Source organism: Stutzerimonas tarimensis (genome assembly GCF_042648805.1).
Taxonomy (GTDB): domain Bacteria; phylum Pseudomonadota; class Gammaproteobacteria; order Pseudomonadales; family Pseudomonadaceae; genus Azomonas; species Azomonas tarimensis.
The window spans coordinates 57,757-73,737 of record NZ_JBHRXZ010000015.1 but is presented as its reverse complement, the minus strand read 5'-3'; the positions used below and the strand labels follow the sequence as shown (position 1 = coordinate 73,737).

The window sequence follows — 15,981 nt, the reverse complement described above, 5'->3', positions numbered from 1 at the left end:
ATCGAGTGTTTGACGTAAGCCTTGCCCGGCAAGCTCCTACCGAGGCTGGTCAGCGTCAGGCGATGACCGCGAAGCAAGGATGCAACACAACTCATCAAGGAGGTCAGGCGCTTAGCATGAATGGTGGGGAGTGCTTGGGAAAATGACTTGTGTAAAAATCGTACGGCCTGCATGAGTCTCGGAAGTTGGTTTGTTTGGCGACTACCAAACTGCCCGACTCATGCAGGCTCTTTCAAGCTATCCGGCTGATGCAAAAGGGAATTTTGTGGGGATTCCTCAGGGTCTGTCCCCGATTAGCTCTGATCAACCCAGGAAAACGGCGCTCGTATAACGTGTTGCGTTATATGATGCGCGGCGGTAGATTGATCAAAACTGATCAGGCAGTCCAACGGACCAGTGATCAAGAGTTACAAGGATAGGCAGACGGAGGCCTTGGGAAATGGCCTCGTGGCCAGGAAGCTACCTCAGGACATGCAGCGTGTCGCGCTGCGCAAGCTCCGGCAGTTGATGGCGGCGAGAGTGTTGGAGGATCTACGCATCCCTCCGGGCAACCGCCTGGAGGCCCTGAGCGGTGACCGGGACGGCCAGCATAGTATTCGGATCAACGATCAATGGCGGATCTGCTTTTGCTGGCTAGATGGTGATGCGTACGACGTCGAAATCGTCGATTACCACTGATGAGGAGATGAGCATGGCGTTGCTTGACCCAGAGACAACTGCAGAGCGGTTGCCCAACATTCACCCGGGCGAGATCCTGCTGGAGGATTTCATCGAGCCCATGGGGCTGACCAAGAATGCGGTTGCGACCCGCCTCGGTGTGCCCGCGACGCGCATTGGCGAGATCGTGCGAGGGTCGCGCTCGATCACCGCTGACACTGACCTGCGGCTATCCCGCTTCTTTGGGACGAGTGAGGGGTACTGGCTGGCTTTGCAGGCCGCCTATGACCTGGAAGAGGCCCGCCGGCATGGGGATTACCGGAGCATTCGGCACCACGCGGCCTGACCAAGAAGCTCGCATTGCTTATGACTAATTGGGGTCTGTCCCCAATTAACTCCCCTGTCTAGCGCAGGGGGCGGAGCCGGAGGTTCCCTGCAAGGGCTCGTTCAATGTGCGGGTCGGTCACGATCTGCACCTGGCGGCAAGTGTGGCGGCCAATCGGCATCGCATGAGCCTGAACGACCTCACCCGGAAGGCGCTGAGCGAGTACCTTCAGCACCACGGCTAAAGGTGCTGGTCGGAAATTGGGGTCTGTCCCCGATTAGCCCGATTAGCCCGATTAGCCCGATTAGCCCGATTAGCCCGATTAGCCTCCAATTGGGGTCTGTCCCAATTATTCCTCCGATTCCAATTATTCCTCCCGATTACTCCCGATTCCGCTAGCTGGAGAGTGGCGGGGGCTGGGAAGAAGGTGGAAACAACAACGCCCCGCGAGGCAGGGCGTTGTGTAGAGCGGTCAGGCTAGACTAATTGGGGTCTGTCCCCAATTAACTCAATTAACTCTCCAATTAACTCTAGCAGAGAGCTGCGGCAATACATGTGCCCGTTTTGGCCCAACTTAGTGAGTTGGCCGAACCAGCTGTGGCTACCGTAGGCGTCAGGATGTAATCTTGACCAGCGAGGCCGCTAGTAGAGACTGCAGTTGCGGTAATTGCGCCGTTAGCGCCAGTTGCTACGCTGGCCACAAACCCTGCTGCGGCAGTGGTATTGGGGGGAATGCCGTTAGTGCCAGGGGTTGCGCAGTTAGCGAGGGCGCCTTGCTCCGCGAAGCACAGCTCCACAGCCATTTTGAAAGGTTGCGTGGCCTGTACGACCTCACTAAAACGCGCCTTGGCAGTATAAGTTTGATAAGCAGGCAGCGCAATTGCAGCCAAAATCCCAATGATCGCAACCACGATCATCAATTCAATCAGCGTAAAACCCTTTTGACCCTTCATATATTCTCCTTGATGGATGGCAGGCTAGAGCCTGTATCCCATGAAGCAGGTGGCGTGCCAGAAAAGTTCAAAGTATTTTGAATTTTTTCATGGCGGGCGGGTCGGCTTGGGCAAGGCCAGACGCCACAAGGCTTGTAGGGCTTTTTGGGGCGGACCGGGCTGAATAGGGCTGTGATGGGGTTCACGGCTTCGGCCAGGGCTTGGTCCCAAGCGAGTCATAGGGCTTAACCCGGCACTGGCAACCCTGCGCCCAAACTGACGAAATTTGTCACCAGGCTTTTCCCATTGGCGCCAGGTCCTGGTTGCGCTATAACCCCGCGCATCGCAGGAGCATTAATCATGAACGACGTCATCTCCCTTTCCGGCCTGGCCCGGCAACTGGTGCAGGCCGGGCTGCTGGAGGAAAAGGCTGCCCAGAAGGCCCAGTTGCAGGCGCACAGGGAGCAGCTGCCGCTGGTGACCTACCTGGTGCAGCACAAGCTGGTGAAAAGCCGCGACATCATGGAGACCGCCGCCGATCAGTTCGGCGTGGCGCATTTCGACCTCTCGGTGATGGACAAGGACAGCCAGCCACGGGACCTGGTCAGCGAAAAGCTGATCCGCAAGCATCGGGTGCTGCCGCTCTCCAAGCGCGGCACCAAGCTCTATGTGGCGGTCTCCGACCCGTCCAACCACCAGGCGATGAACGAGTTGCAGTTCAGCACCGGGCTCACGGTGGAGGCCGTGCTGGTGGAGGACGACAAGCTGGGCGACGCCATGGAGAAGTTCTTCGACAATGGTACGACCGGACTGGAAGAGCTGGACGATGTATCGCTGGACGGCCTGGATGTCGAGGCGGTCACCCACGAGGCCAAGGACGAGCAGAGCGATGGCGCCGACGATGCGCCGGTGGTGCGCTTCGTCAACAAGATGCTGCTGGATGCCATCCGTGGCGGCTCCTCCGATCTGCACTTCGAGCCCTACGAAAAGGCCTACCGGGTGCGCTTTCGCACCGACGGCATCCTGCACGAGGTGGCGCGGCCGCCGATCCAGATCGCCCCGCGGCTGTCGGCGCGGCTGAAGGTGATGGCCGGGCTGGACATCTCCGAGCGGCGCAAGCCGCAGGATGGCCGGATCAAGATGAAGGTCTCCAAGAACAAGTCCATCGACTTCCGAGTCAACACCCTGCCCACGCTGTGGGGCGAGAAGATCGTGATGCGGATCCTGGATTCCGCCAGCGCCAAGATGGGCATCGACGCCCTGGGCTACGAGGAAGAGCAGAAACAGCTCTACCTCACGGCGCTGAGCCAGCCCCAGGGGATGATCCTGGTGACCGGCCCCACCGGCTCGGGCAAGACGGTGTCGCTCTATACCGGCCTGAACATCCTCAACACCGCCGACGTGAACATCTCCACCGCCGAAGACCCGGTGGAGATCAACCTGGAGGGCATCAACCAGGTCAACGTCAATCCCAAGCAGGGGATGGACTTTTCCCAGGCGCTGCGGGCCTTCCTGCGCCAGGATCCGGACATCATCATGGTCGGCGAGATCCGCGACCTGGAAACGGCGGAAATCGCCATCAAGGCGGCGCAGACCGGGCACATGGTGATGTCGACCCTGCACACCAACAGCGCGGCGGAAACCCTGACCCGCCTGCGCAACATGGGCGTGCCCTCGTTCAACATCGCCACCTCGGTGAACCTGATCATCGCCCAGCGCCTGGCACGAAAATTGTGTGTTCATTGCAAACAGCCGCTGGATCTGCCGCGCGAAGCCCTGCTCAAGGAGGGCTTCAGGGAGGAAGAGATCGGCAGCTTCACGATCTACGGCCCGGTGGGCTGCGACGAGTGCAAGAAGGGCTACAAGGGCCGTGTCGGTATTTATGAAGTGGTTAAAGTCACGCCGGCCCTGCAGCGAATTATCATGGAGGATGGCAATTCCATCGATATCTCCAGCCAGATGCGCCGGGACGGCTTCAACGACCTGCGCAGATCGGCCCTGCAGAAAGCCATGCAGGGCGTGACCAGCCTGGAAGAAGTGAACCGGGTGACCAAGGATTGAGCATGGCGCAGAAAGCAGTCAAAACCAGTACGTTTACCTGGGAAGGCACCGATCGCAAGGGCGGCACGGTCAAGGGCGAGCTCAGCGGCGCGTCCATTGCGCTGGTCAAGGCACAGTTGCGCAAGCAGGGCATCAATCCGAAAAAGGTGCGCAAGAAGGCCGCTTCGCTGTTCGGCGCCGGCAAGAAGATCAAGCCCATGGATATCGCCCTGTTCACCCGGCAGATGGCGACCATGATGAAGGCAGGGGTGCCGCTGCTGCAGTCCTTCGACATCATCGCCGAGGGGGTGGAGAACCCCAAAATGCGCACCCTGGTGGACCAGATCAAGCAGGATGTGGCGGCGGGCACCAATTTCGCCTCCGCGCTGCGCAAGCACCCCCAGTACTTCGACGACCTCTACTGCAACCTGGTGGAGTCCGGCGAGCAGGCCGGTGCGCTGGAAACCCTGCTGGACCGGGTGGCCACCTACAAGGAAAAGACCGAGGCGCTGAAGGCCAAGATCAAGAAGGCAATGAACTATCCCATCGCGGTGGTGGTGGTGGCGGTGATCGTGTCGGCCATCCTGCTGCTGAAGGTGGTGCCGCAGTTCCAGGACGTGTTCGCTAACTTCGGCGCGGAGCTGCCAGCCTTTACGCTTTTCGTGATCGGTTTGTCGGAGGCCATGCAGAAATGGTGGCTAGTCATTCTGCTGGGCTTCGCCGCCTTCGGCTACGCCTTTGGCCAGGCGCACAAGCGCTCGGCAAAGTTTCGCGATGCCTATGACCGCGCCTTGCTGAAGTTGCCCATCGTTGGCGAGATTCTCTACAAGTCGGCGGTGGCGCGCTTTGCGCGGACGCTGTCGACCACCTTCGCCGCCGGCGTGCCGCTGGTGGATGCGCTGGACTCGGTGGCCGGGGCGACCGGCAACGTGGTGTTCCGCAATGCCACCAACAAGGTGAAGGCGGATGTGACCAGCGGGACCCAATTGAACTTCTCCATGCGCACCACGGGTACTTTCCCGACCCTGGCCGTGCAGATGACCTCCATCGGCGAGGAGTCCGGCTCGCTGGACGAGATGCTGAGCAAGGTGGCGACTTTCTACGAAGACGAGGTGGACAACATGGTGGACAGCCTCACCAGCCTGATGGAGCCGATGATCATGGCGGTGCTCGGGGTGCTGGTGGGCGGCCTGATCATCGCCATGTACCTGCCGATCTTCCAGCTGGGTGCCGTGGTTTAGCCTATGGCCTTGCTCGATTACCTGGCCAGCCATGTGCTGGCCTTTGTTTTCTGTGCCCTGGTGCTGGGGTTGCTGATCGGCAGCTTTCTCAACGTGGTGATCCACCGCTTGCCGGTGATGATGCAGCGGGACTGGCGGCTGCAGGCGCGGGAGTTTCTCGAGTTGCCGGCCGAGCCGGAGCAGCCCGTGTTCAACCTGATGTTGCCGGATTCGCACTGCCCGCATTGCGAACGCCGGATTCGACCCTGGGAGAACATCCCGGTACTGAGCTGGCTGTTCCTGCGCGGCAAGTGCTCAGCCTGCGCGGCGCCGATCAGCAAGCGTTATCCGCTGGTGGAGCTGGGCTGCGGGTTGCTCTCGGCCTATGTGGCCTGGCATTTCGGCATTGGCTGGGAGGCCGGCGCCATGCTGGTGCTGACCTGGGGCCTGCTGGCGATGAGCATGATCGACGTGGACCACCAGCTGCTGCCCGATGCGCTGGTGCTGCCGCTGCTGTGGCTGGGGCTGATCCTCAACAGCCTTGGCCTGTTCGCCTCGCTGCCCGATGCGCTGTGGGGCGCGGTGCTGGGGTATCTCAGCCTGTGGTCGGTGTACTGGCTGTTCAAGCTGGTGACAGGCAAGGAGGGCATGGGCTACGGGGATTTCAAGCTGCTGGCGATGCTCGGTGCCTGGGGCGGCTGGCAGGTGCTGCCGCTGACCATCCTCTTGTCGTCGGTGGTGGGCGCGGTGCTGGGCAGCATCATGCTGCGCCTGCGCAACGCCGAAAGCGGCACCGCCATCCCCTTCGGCCCTTATCTCGCCATCGCCGGCTGGATTGCCCTGCTCTGGGGTGAAGAGATCACCAGTCGGTATATGCGGTTTGCGGGGTTCTAGGGCGGGGTCATTCGAAACCCCCGGCCCCTAGGTCGGATTAGCGAAGCGTAATCCGACGTTGCATTGCGCAGTGTTCGGCGTTGTTGCCTTGTTGGATTACGCTGCGCTAATCCAACCTACAAAAACAGGGTGTCGGGCTGTTATGTGGGCGCCCTGGGCCAACACCGCCGTAGGTCGGATTAGCGAAGCGTAATCCGACGTTGCATTGCGCAGTGTTCGGCGTTGTTGCCTTGTTGGATTGCTGCGCTAATCCAACCTACAAAAACCGGGTGCCGGGGCTGTTGTGTGGGCGCCCTGGGCCAACACCGCCGTAGGTCGGATTAGCGAAGCGTAATCCGACGTTGCATTGCGCAGTGTTCGGCGTTGTTGCCTTGTTGGATTACGCTGCGCTAATCCAACCTACAAAAACAGGGTGTCGGGCTGTTATGTGGGCGCCCTGGGCCAACACCGCCGTAGGTCGGATTAGCGAAGCGTAATCCGACGTTGCATTGCGCAGGATTCGGCGTTGTTGCCTTGTTGGATTACGCTGCGCTAATCCAACCTACAAAAACCGGGTGTCGGGCTGTTATGTGGGCGCCCTGGGCCAACACCGCCGTAGGTCGGATTAGCGAAGCGTAATCCGACGTTGCATTGCGCAGTGTTCGGCGTTGTTGCCTTGTTGGATTACGCTGCGCTAATCCAACCTACGGATTTATCCACCTTGCGTGTTCCCCCGCAAACCGCTACTACTGCGCGCCTGAACCTGGCTGAGGACGGTTTGCGTTGAAACCTTGGATTCTCGGGCTGACCGGCGGCATCGGCAGCGGCAAGAGCGCGGCGGCGGCGCATTTCGCGGCGCTGGGCGTGCATGTGGTGGATGCTGACCAGGCGGCGCGCTGGGTGGTGGAGCCGGGGCGGCCGGCGCTTGCCCGGCTCGCCGAGCATTTCGGTGCGGATGTGCTGCTGCCGGGCGGTGAATTGGACCGCAGCGCGCTGCGGGCGCACATCTTCGAGCAGCCGGCGCAGCGCCAGTGGCTGGAGGCCTTGCTGCACCCGCTCATTCGTCAGGAGATCGATCGCGAGCTGGCGCTGGCCGAGTCGCCCTATGCGATCCTGGTGTCGCCGCTTCTGGTGGAGTCGGGGCAATACCAAAGGGTCCAACGCGTGCTGGTGGTGGATGTGCCCGAGGAGATGCAGTTGCTGCGCACGGTGGCGCGCGACTCGGCCAGCGAGGAGCAGGTGCGGGCGATCATGCAGATCCAGGCCCGACGCGAAGAGCGGCTGAAGCATGCCGATGATGTCCTGATGAACGACCGGGACCTGGCCTGGCTGCAGCAGGAGGTCGAGCGCCTGCATCGTTTTTATCTGACCCTGCGAGGAGACCCGTCATGAGTGCGACCATCGAATGCCCAACCTGCGGCGCGCCGGTGGAGTGGGGGCCGCAAAGCCCGGATCGACCGTTCTGTTCGTCGCGCTGCAAGCTGATTGACCTTGGCGCCTGGGCAGCCGAAGCGCACGCCATCCCCGGCGACGAGTTGACCGACGAGGTATTTTCCGAAGACATGCCTCCGCGTCGGCATTAGCCAGGCGGCGTAGGTCGGATTAGCGAAGCGTAATCCGACGTCGTGCTGGGTCGGCGCCGGTGTTGGCCCTGTTGTTGGATTACGCTGCGCTAATCCAACCTACGGGGCTGCGAATCCGACGAAAATCCCCACCGCCCGCATCCCGAGCCTCACGACGGTTTGTCGTTCCAGGGGGCGGAGAGGTAGCGGCTGCGGTTGAAGCTTTCCAGCCAGTCCGGGTAGAACACCACCAGCGCGGTGATGGCCATGCCGTTGATGAAGGCCTCGGGAAAGATCACCAGCCAGATGTAGCCGGCGAAATCCTGAATCCAGGGCGGCATGGGGTAACGGCCGTCGAACAGCAGCACGCCGAGCGAGGCGAGGATGATGCAGAGGGTCGCCAGCGCCGCCGGAAAGAAGCCGGAAAAGAAGATGTAGACGAACAGGTTGCGCGGTTGCAGGCGCTCTACGCGGCGCGCGCAGAGTTCGGTGACCAGCACCGGGATCAGCACCAGCAACACGCCATTCGGCCCGATCGCGGCCAACCCCTGATAGCCGAGCAGCACCAGCCCAAGCTGGGCGAGAAAGGCCGCGAGGATCGCCATTGGCCAGGCCAACAGCAGGGTCACGGCGGTCATGCCGATGAAGTGGAAGGACAACCCGGAGGCGAAATCCCGGCGTACCAGCCAAAGGACGAACAGTGCGAGGACGGTGCCGAACAGGAGGTGCTGTCGACGGGAGTCGCTGAACAGTTCCACCCAGGGTGCGCGGCAGATGGCATAGCCAAGCGCGACTAGGTAGATCGCCCAGCCAAGCATGGTGCTGAAGGGCGAAAGCAGGTCGGCTGAGATCATGGAGAACGCTCCGGGAGCGAGGTCTTGCGATGTGACTGTTTTGACCGGCTGCGCGCGGCCTTTGTTGCGTTGCCTGGCGTCCTCCGGTCAGGCGCTGGCGGCTCGCCATTGTAGGCGCGGAGCGGGCGCCCTGGCAGCCCGCCCCGCGCCAGGAGGCGTCAGGGTGCCGGGTTCGGCTGCTCGCGGTGGATGGCATCGATGGCCTGGATCAGCTCGTCGCTCAGGCGCAGTTCGGCGCTGGCGAGGTTGCTGTCGAGTTGCGGCAGGCTCGTCGCGCCGATGATGTTACTGGTCACGAAGGGCCGGCTGGTGACATAGGCCAGGGCCATCTGCGCCGGGTCGAGGCCGTGCTCGCGGGCGAGGGCGACGTAGCGCGAGCAGGCTGACTCGCTCTGGGGGTTGGTGTAGCGGGTGAAGCGGCTGTAGAGGCTGATGCGAGCATTGGCAGGGCGGGCGCCCTGTTCGTACTTGCCCGAGAGCATGCCGAAGGCCAGCGGCGAATAGGCCAGCAGACCGCACTGCTCGCGCATGGCAATTTCCGCCAGGCCCACCTCGAAGCTGCGGTTGAGCAGGTTGTAGGGGTTCTGGATCGACACGGCGCGGGGCCAGCCGCGGCGCTCGGCCAGCTGGAGGAAGGTCATGGTGCCCCAGGGCGTTTCGTTGGACAGACCGATGTGCCGGATCTTGCCGGCGCGAACCTGCTCGTCGAGGGCTTCGAGGGTGTCCTCGAGTGGGGTGAAGTCCTGCTCGCCATGGCTGTAGCCGAGCTGGCCGAAGAAGTTGGTACTGCGCTCGGGCCAGTGCAACTGGTAGAGGTCGATCCAGTCGGTCTGCAGGCGCTGCAGGCTGGCGTCGACCGCCGCCTGGATGTGCTGGCGGTTGAACTTGATCTGGCCGTCGCGGATGTAGCTGATGCCGTTGCCGGGTCCGGCGATCTTGCTGGCCAGCACCCAGTCGGCGCGATCGCCGCGGGCCTTGAAGTAGTGGCCGAGGTAGCGCTCGGTGCTGGCGTAGGTGTCGGCCCTGGGTGGCACCGGGTACATCTCGGCGGTGTCGATGAAATTGACGCCCGCGGCCCGGGCCCGGTCGATCTGGGCGAAGGCTTCGTCCTGGGTGTTCTGCTCGCCCCAGGTCATGGTGCCCAGGCAGAGGGCGCTGACCTCGAGGTCGGTACGGCCGAGTCGGCGGCGGTCCATGGCTGTTCCTGTCTTGTCGGTGGAAGGTCAACCATAGTCGTCCGGGCGAGCCGGCGAAAGGCCGGGCTGCAACCTGCCGCGCCGGTTGCTATTTCCAGCGCATGCGGCATAATTCCGCTCCTTCGTCGGGGATGCCTAGCCCGTCGAGACCCAAAAATCGACGGGGGATGCCAAGCCTGTCGTACTTTGCCGTGGCGGACGCGCTGACCCGAGCCCCCGATAGCGTCTGATTTCGGCCGCCTTGGCCTTGCCAGGGAACGCACTATTCAGTAAGATCCGCCGTCTAATTTTCAGGGCGGCCCCTGAGGCTATATCGAATGAAGACTTTTACTGCAAAGCCGGAAACCGTAAAGCGCGACTGGTATGTCGTCGACGCTGCTGGTAAGACCCTGGGTCGTCTGGCCACTGAAATCGCGAGCCGTCTGCGCGGCAAGCACAAGGCTGAATACACTCCGCACGTTGATACCGGCGACTACATCGTGGTCATCAACGCCGAGCAGGTTCGTGTGACTGGCGCCAAGTCCAGCGACAAGATCTACTACTCCCACTCCGGTTTCCCGGGCGGCATCAAGTCGATCAGCTTCGAAAAGCTGATCGACCGCGCTCCCGAGCGCGTGATCGAGACCGCGGTCAAGGGCATGCTGCCGAAGAACCCGCTGGGTCGCGACATGTACCGCAAGCTGAAGGTGTACAAGGGTGCCAACCACCCGCACACCGCTCAGCAGCCCCAAGAACTCAAGATTTAACGGGATTAGTTGACTATGTCGGCGACTCAAAACTACGGCACTGGCCGTCGCAAGACCGCAACCGCACGGGTGTTCCTGCGCCCGGGTACTGGCAAGATCTCCATCAACAATCGCAGCCTGGATAACTTCTTCGGCCGCGAGACCGCTCGCATGGTGGTCCGTCAGCCTCTGGAGCTGACCGACAACATCGAGAAGTTCGATATCTACGTCACCGTCCTCGGTGGTGGTGTGACCGGCCAGGCCGGCGCCATCCGTCACGGTATCACCCGTGCACTGATCGACTACGACGAAGGCCTGCGCAGCCCGCTGCGTAAAGCCGGCTTCGTGACTCGCGACGCCCGTGAGGTCGAGCGTAAGAAGATCGGCCTGCGCAAGGCGCGCAAGCGTCCGCAGTACTCCAAGCGCTAACGGCGCTGGAATCGAAAAACGCCCAGCTTACCTGCGAAGTTGGGCGTTTTTTTATGCGCCGAAAACGCTGATGCGACAGCGTGTCGCACGGCTGGAAGCCCCGTGAATGCTGGGCCTGGTGATGATCGTTTCCGGTTATTACCTTGTCACGATAGGGGGTTTTCTATACCATTTGGCGAATTTTTTTAGCCGCTTGTTTTTTGTGTAGTTGCCTGGGCGCAGGCGATAACAGCTGATGGAGACGACTGAATGAGCAATGACGGCGTGAATGTTGGCCGGCGTCGCTTCCTGGTAGCGGCCACTTCGGTGGTGGGTGCTGCGGGAGCGGTGGGTGCCGCGATTCCCTTCGTGGGATCGTGGGCCCCGAGTGCCAGGGCCAGGGCGGCCGGCGCACCGGTTAGGATAAATATCGGCAAGATCGAGGTGGGCCAGCAGATCGTCGCCGAGTGGCGCGGTCAGCCAGTCTTCATCCTCCATCGGGGCGAGGAGATCCTGAATAACCTGGAGCAGGTCGAGCCCCGTGTCGCCGACCCGAACTCCGAGGATTCGGCCCAGCCGGAGTACGTGGATCCCAAGCTGCGCTCCATCAAGCCTGAATACCTGGTGGTCGTCGGTCTGTGTACCCATTTGGGCTGCGCGCCCTCCTTCCGCCCGGAAGTGGCCCCGGCCGATCTCGGTGGCGACTGGCTGGGCGGCTACTTCTGCCCCTGCCACGGCTCCCGCTACGATCTCGCCGGCCGCGTGTACCGGGCACAGCCCGCTCCGCTGAACCTGCCAGTGCCTCCGCACATGTATGAGACGGACAGCGTGATCATCATCGGTGTCGACGAGGAGACGGCGTAATGAGCAAGTTGATGGAATGGGTCGATGCGCGCTTCCCCGCGACCAAGATGTGGGAAGACCATCTCAGCAAGTACTACGCCCCCAAGAATTTCAACGTTCTGTACTTCTTCGGCTCGCTGGCGCTGCTGGTGCTGGTCAACCAGATCCTCACCGGTATCTGGTTGACGATGAGCTACGAGCCGTCGGCCGAGGGCGCCTTCGCCTCGATCGAATACATCATGCGTGACGTGGAATACGGCTGGATTCTGCGTTACCTGCACTCCACGGGTGCTTCGGCATTCTTCGTCGTGGTCTACCTGCACATGTTCCGCGGCCTGCTCTACGGCTCCTACCAGAAGCCTCGCGAGCTGGTGTGGATCTTCGGCATGCTGATCTACCTGGCGCTGATGGCCGAAGCCTTCATGGGCTACCTGCTGCCCTGGGGCCAGATGTCCTACTGGGGTGCCCAGGTGATCATCTCGCTGTTCGGTGCGATCCCGGTCATCGGCGACGACCTGACCCAGTGGATCCGAGGGGACTACCTGATCTCGGGCATCACCCTGACGCGCTTCTTCGCCCTGCACGTGATCGCGCTGCCGATCGTGATTCTCGGCCTGGTGGTGCTGCATATCCTGGCGCTGCACGAGGTGGGTTCGAACAACCCGCTGGGTGTGGACATCAAGAAGTCCAAGGACGAGGCCGGCAAGCCCGTCGACGGCATTCCGTTCCACCCTTACTACACCGTCAAGGATATCGTCGGCGTAGTGGTCTTCCTGTTCGTGTTCTGCGCGGTGGTGTTCTTCTTCCCGGAAATGGGCGGCTACTTCCTGGAGAAGCCGAACTTCGAGCCGGCGGACGCCTTCAAGACCCCTGAGCACATCGCTCCGGTGTGGTACTTCACCCCCTACTACGCGATCCTGCGTGCGGTGCCGGACAAGCTGCTCGGCGTCGTGGCCATGGGTGCGGCCATCGCGGTGCTCTTCGTGCTGCCCTGGCTCGACCGCAGCCCGGTCAAGTCCATGCGCTACAAGGGCTGGATGAGCAAGGTCGCGCTGGTGCTGTTCTGCATCTCCTTCGTGATTCTCGGCGTGCTGGGCGTCCTGGCTCCGACCCCGGGCCGGACTCTCCTGTCGCAGGTCTGCACGGCTGTGTACTTCCTGTACTTCATCCTCATGCCGTTCTACACCAAGATCGAGAAGACCAAAGTTGTTCCGGAAAGGATAGGCTGATGAAAAAGCACATTGCTGCATTGTTTCTTGCGATTTTGCCGGCCCTGACTTTCGCTGCCGGTCCTTCGGTGTCCCTGGACAAGGTCCAGATCGACCTGACCGACAAGGCGGCCATGCAGGATGGTCTGAAAACCTTCGCTAACTACTGCATGGGCTGCCATGGCGCCGAGTACCAGCGCTACGAGCGCGTTGCCAACGACCTGGGCATTCCGGAAGAGGTGATGATGGAAAACATCGTCTTCACCGATGCCCGGATCGGCGACCACATGCGCTCGGCGATTCGCCCTGACGAGGCCAAGAACTGGTTCGGCGTCGCTCCGCCGGACCTGACCATGGTCGCCCGGGTGCGCGGCAACGACTGGCTGTACAGCTACATGCGCAGCTTCTACGAGGATCCGAGCCGTCCCTACGGTGTGAACAACACCGTGTTCCCGAACGTGGGCATGCCACACGTCCTGGCGCCGCTGCAGGGCCGTCAGGTCTACGGTTGCAAGCAGGTGCAGGTGGTCGAGGGCGGTCGCCGCCAGTTCGATCCGCTGACCGGCACGCCGATCACCGAGGAAGCCTGCGACCAGCTCGTGGTGGTTCCGGGTACCGGCCAGATGAGCGAAGCCGAGTACGACGAGACCATCAAGAACCTGGTGACCTTCCTGGCCTACTCGGCCAACCCGGTCAAACTGGAGAGCCAGCGCATCGGCACCTATGTGCTGCTGTTCCTGGCGGTGCTCTTCGTATTCGCCTACCTGCTCAAGCGTGAATACTGGAAAGACATTCACTGATTCCAGGATCAGGCTGTAAAGGCGCGCGCCCTCGAGGCGCGCGCTTCATTTCTGCCCCGGACAAATCAAGCGAGGATGCGCGATGGCCGCAATCAACCGGCTGGCCTGTTATTCCGACCCCGCCGACCAGTATTCCCACCGCGTGCGGCTGGTGATGGCCGAGAAGGGTGTGGAGGCGGAGATCATAGATGTCGATCCGTCCAACTGCCCGAGCGCCCTGGCCGAGGTCAATCCCTACTCGAGCCTGCCGACGCTGGTGGACCGTGACTTGGCGCTGTACGAGTCGATGGTGATCCTGGAGTACCTTGAAGAGCGTTACCCGCATCCGCCGCTGCTGCCGGCCTACCCAGTGGCGCGGGCCAATACCCGGCTGCTGGTGCACCGGATCGGGCGCGACTGGTGCTCGCTGGTCGATCGCATCCTCGATGCGCGTACCGCCGAGCCGGCCAGGGCTCAGGCACGCAAGGAGCTGCGTGAGAGTCTGGCGGGGGTTTCGCCAGTGTTTGGCGAAAAGCCGTTCTTTCTCAGCGATGAGTTGAGTCTTGTAGACTGCTGCCTGTTGCCTATCCTGTGGCGATTGCCCAAGCTGGGCGTTGAGTTGCCGCGAGCGGCCAGGCCGTTGCTTGACTACATGGACCGCTGCTTCGCGCGCGAGGCCTTCCAGGCCAGTCTTTCCCACGTCGAACGTGACATGCGATAAGAGGCTGCAGTATGAATTCGAGCCGTCCCTATCTGGTACGGGCGCTGTACGAGTGGATAGTCGCCAACGACTGTACTCCGCATCTGCTGGTAAACACCGAGTACTCCCGCGTCCAGGTGCCGGCAGGCTATGCCAGCGAGGGCCAGATCGTGCTGAACGTCTCGCCCAACGCCGTGCGGCATCTGGACATGGACAACGACGCGATCACCTTCGAGGGCCGTTTCGGCGGCTCTGCCCATAGCCTGTACATCCCGGTACCGGCGGTCATGGCCATTTATGCGCGGGAAAATGGCCAGGGCATGGTCTTCGACAACGAGCCCGGCCCGCCGGAGGGGGATGCCCCGTCCGCGGGCGGTGAGTCGCGGCCCAATGGCCGGCCAAGCCTGAAGGTGGTGAAGTAGCGCAACTGCCCGCGACGGTGGCATTGCGCTCACCGTCCCGGCCGGGCAGGGGCCTCAATCGATGTATTCGAACAGCCTGACGATGCGCTGCACGCCGGAGACGGTCTGTGCGGCGGAGGTGGCGCGGTCGCCTTCCTCGCGAGTGACCAGGCCCAGCAGGTAGACGATGCCGTTCTCGGTGATGACCTTGATGCGCGAGCCGGGGACGCTGTTGTCGCCGAGCATCTGGGCCTTGATCCGGGTGGTCAGCCAGGTGTCGTTGCTGCGTGCCAGTGCGGACGAGGGCGGCAGGATCTGCAGTTCGTTATGGACGCGCTTGACGCCCTGGATGGAGGCGGCGGCCTGAGCGGCCTGGGTCTTGAGCTCCTGTCGAGGCGTCTGGCCGGCAAGCAGCACTACACCATTGAAGCTGGTGACGATGACGCGTGAGCCCCGTTCCAGGTCCGGGTGGGCCTTGGCGATGTTCACCGCGGCCTTGGTTTCGATCAGGGAATCGTCGATGCGCTTGCCCAGGGTACGGGTGCCGCGGTCGTCCTGAATGGGCTCGTCGCGGGTGGCGGTGACAACGGAACTGCAGCCGCTGGCCAGCACACTGCAGGCCAATAACAGCGCGGTAATACGCAGGGTGATCATTCTTCACTCCCGAAGAGTTGGTTGTCGATGAGGTCGCACAGGCAATGGATGGTCAGCAAGTGCACCTCCTGGATGCGCGCTGTGGACTTGGCCGGCACGCGGATTTCCACGTCTTCGGGTAACAGCAGCGAGGCCATGCCGCCGCCGTCACGGCCACTCAGGGCCACCACCACCATCTCGCGGTCATGGGCGGCCTGGATGGCCTGGATCACGTTGGCCGAATTGCCGCTGGTGGAGATGGCCAGCAGCACATCGCCCGGCTGACCAAGGGCGCGGATCTGTTTGGAGAAGACTTCGTTGTAGCTGTAGTCGTTGGCGATCGAGGTCAGTGTCGAGCTGTCGGTGCTGAGGGCGATGGCCGGCAGGCTCGGGCGCTCACGCTCGAAGCGGTTGAGCAGTTCGGAGGAGAAGTGCTGCGCATCGCCCGCCGAGCCGCCGTTGCCGCAGGTGAGGATCTTGCCCTCGCTGAGAAGCGCGTTGACCATCACTTGCCCGGCGAGCTCGATGCTCGGCGCCAGCACTTCCATGGCCTGCTGCTTGGTCTCGATGCTGGCTTGGAAGAGCTGGAGAATACGGGATTGCATGTCCATCGAAATCTACCCTA

19 protein-coding genes and 2 pseudogenes are annotated in these 15,981 nt (G+C 62.1%); 15 read left to right on the top strand and 6 right to left on the bottom strand.

Annotated features, from left to right (window positions below):
* Window positions 1-173: pseudogene (locus tag ACFOMF_RS05350) on the bottom strand (IS4 family transposase); the annotation flags it as partial.
* Between the two features lie 223 nt (window positions 174-396).
* Here ACFOMF_RS05350 and ACFOMF_RS05345 point away from each other — a divergent pair.
* The 3 genes and pseudogenes from ACFOMF_RS05345 to ACFOMF_RS05335 all read left to right on the top strand — a co-directional run.
* Window positions 397-678, top strand: coding sequence for a type II toxin-antitoxin system RelE/ParE family toxin (locus ACFOMF_RS05345; RefSeq protein WP_386361955.1), 282 nt, complete (start codon window positions 397-399; stop codon window positions 676-678).
* A 13-nt stretch (window positions 679-691) separates the two neighbouring features.
* Complete coding sequence (locus tag ACFOMF_RS05340; RefSeq protein WP_386361953.1) at window positions 692-1,003, top strand: HigA family addiction module antitoxin; 312 nt, start codon at window positions 692-694, stop codon at window positions 1,001-1,003.
* A 67-nt stretch (window positions 1,004-1,070) separates the two neighbouring features.
* Window positions 1,071-1,226, top strand: a pseudogene (locus tag ACFOMF_RS05335) (toxin-antitoxin system HicB family antitoxin); the annotation flags it as partial.
* A 286-nt stretch (window positions 1,227-1,512) separates the two neighbouring features.
* Here the strand turns inward: ACFOMF_RS05335 and ACFOMF_RS05330 are convergent.
* Window positions 1,513-1,935 (bottom strand): pilin, encoded by a 423-nt coding sequence (locus tag ACFOMF_RS05330; protein ID WP_386361951.1) that lies wholly within the window; start codon window positions 1,933-1,935, stop codon window positions 1,513-1,515.
* A gap of 339 nt (window positions 1,936-2,274) precedes the next feature.
* Between ACFOMF_RS05330 and pilB the strand changes: the two genes are divergently transcribed.
* The 5 genes from pilB (at window position 2,275) to yacG (ending at window position 7,630) form a co-directional block, all read left to right on the top strand.
* Window positions 2,275-3,975, top strand: a complete 1,701-nt coding sequence (gene pilB / locus ACFOMF_RS05325; protein ID WP_386361949.1) for a type IV-A pilus assembly ATPase PilB — start codon at window positions 2,275-2,277, stop codon at window positions 3,973-3,975.
* 2 nt (window positions 3,976-3,977) lie between these two features.
* On the top strand, window positions 3,978-5,195 hold the full coding sequence (locus ACFOMF_RS05320) for a type II secretion system F family protein (protein WP_386361947.1): 1,218 nt from the start codon (window positions 3,978-3,980) through the stop codon (window positions 5,193-5,195).
* A gap of 3 nt (window positions 5,196-5,198) precedes the next feature.
* The gene (locus ACFOMF_RS05315; RefSeq protein WP_386361945.1) at window positions 5,199-6,068 is read left to right on the top strand and encodes a prepilin peptidase; all 870 of its coding nucleotides are present in this window, start codon (window positions 5,199-5,201) and stop codon (window positions 6,066-6,068) included.
* A gap of 762 nt (window positions 6,069-6,830) precedes the next feature.
* Window positions 6,831-7,439, top strand: coding sequence for a dephospho-CoA kinase (gene coaE / locus ACFOMF_RS05310; protein WP_386361943.1), 609 nt, complete (start codon window positions 6,831-6,833; stop codon window positions 7,437-7,439).
* The gene (gene yacG / locus ACFOMF_RS05305; protein ID WP_386361942.1) at window positions 7,436-7,630 is read left to right on the top strand and encodes a DNA gyrase inhibitor YacG; all 195 of its coding nucleotides are present in this window, start codon (window positions 7,436-7,438) and stop codon (window positions 7,628-7,630) included. Before coaE ends, yacG begins: the two co-directional genes overlap by 4 nt.
* Before the next feature lie 149 nt (window positions 7,631-7,779).
* Here yacG and ACFOMF_RS05300 read toward each other — a convergent pair whose 3' ends face one another.
* Together ACFOMF_RS05300 and ACFOMF_RS05295 are read right to left on the bottom strand one after the other, a co-directional pair.
* Complete coding sequence (locus ACFOMF_RS05300; RefSeq protein WP_386361940.1) at window positions 7,780-8,463, bottom strand: energy-coupling factor ABC transporter permease; 684 nt, start codon at window positions 8,461-8,463, stop codon at window positions 7,780-7,782.
* 158 nt (window positions 8,464-8,621) lie between these two features.
* Window positions 8,622-9,659 carry an NADP(H)-dependent aldo-keto reductase gene (locus ACFOMF_RS05295; RefSeq protein ID WP_386361938.1) on the bottom strand — a complete coding sequence of 346 codons (1,038 nt, stop codon included), beginning with the start codon at window positions 9,657-9,659 and terminating at the stop codon, window positions 8,622-8,624.
* A gap of 317 nt (window positions 9,660-9,976) precedes the next feature.
* Between ACFOMF_RS05295 and rplM the strand changes: the two genes are divergently transcribed.
* The 7 genes from rplM to ACFOMF_RS05260 all read left to right on the top strand — a co-directional run bounded on the left by rplM (window position 9,977) and on the right by ACFOMF_RS05260 (window position 14,744).
* Window positions 9,977-10,405 carry a 50S ribosomal protein L13 gene (rplM, locus tag ACFOMF_RS05290; RefSeq protein WP_386361937.1) on the top strand — a complete coding sequence of 143 codons (429 nt, stop codon included), beginning with the start codon at window positions 9,977-9,979 and terminating at the stop codon, window positions 10,403-10,405.
* 15 nt (window positions 10,406-10,420) lie between these two features.
* A complete protein-coding gene (rpsI, locus tag ACFOMF_RS05285) occupies window positions 10,421-10,813 on the top strand; it encodes a 30S ribosomal protein S9 (protein WP_386361935.1) in 393 nt (130 codons plus the stop codon).
* Window positions 10,814-11,062: 249 nt separating this feature from the next.
* A complete protein-coding gene (gene petA, locus ACFOMF_RS05280) occupies window positions 11,063-11,656 on the top strand; it encodes a ubiquinol-cytochrome c reductase iron-sulfur subunit (RefSeq protein WP_386361933.1) in 594 nt (197 codons plus the stop codon).
* Window positions 11,656-12,864: a cytochrome b gene (locus ACFOMF_RS05275; protein WP_386361931.1), complete on the top strand. Its 1,209-nt coding sequence runs from the start codon at window positions 11,656-11,658 to the stop codon at window positions 12,862-12,864. Before petA ends, ACFOMF_RS05275 begins: the two co-directional genes overlap by 1 nt.
* Window positions 12,864-13,643, top strand: coding sequence for a cytochrome c1 (locus tag ACFOMF_RS05270; RefSeq protein ID WP_386361930.1), 780 nt, complete (start codon window positions 12,864-12,866; stop codon window positions 13,641-13,643). Before ACFOMF_RS05275 ends, ACFOMF_RS05270 begins: the two co-directional genes overlap by 1 nt.
* An 82-nt stretch (window positions 13,644-13,725) precedes the next feature.
* Window positions 13,726-14,343: a glutathione S-transferase N-terminal domain-containing protein gene (locus ACFOMF_RS05265; protein WP_386361928.1), complete on the top strand. Its 618-nt coding sequence runs from the start codon at window positions 13,726-13,728 to the stop codon at window positions 14,341-14,343.
* Between the two features lie 11 nt (window positions 14,344-14,354).
* Entirely contained in the window at window positions 14,355-14,744 is a 390-nt protein-coding gene (locus tag ACFOMF_RS05260) for a ClpXP protease specificity-enhancing factor (RefSeq protein ID WP_386361926.1), read from the top strand.
* Window positions 14,745-14,798: 54 nt separating this feature from the next.
* Here ACFOMF_RS05260 and ACFOMF_RS05255 read toward each other — a convergent pair whose 3' ends face one another.
* Window positions 14,799-15,377 (bottom strand): BON domain-containing protein, encoded by a 579-nt coding sequence (locus ACFOMF_RS05255; protein ID WP_386361924.1) that lies wholly within the window; start codon window positions 15,375-15,377, stop codon window positions 14,799-14,801.
* Complete coding sequence (locus tag ACFOMF_RS05250) at window positions 15,374-15,967, bottom strand: phosphoheptose isomerase (protein ID WP_386361923.1); 594 nt, start codon at window positions 15,965-15,967, stop codon at window positions 15,374-15,376. The genes ACFOMF_RS05255 and ACFOMF_RS05250 overlap by 4 nt, the downstream gene beginning before the upstream one ends.
* Window positions 15,968-15,981: the final 14 nt, after the last annotated feature.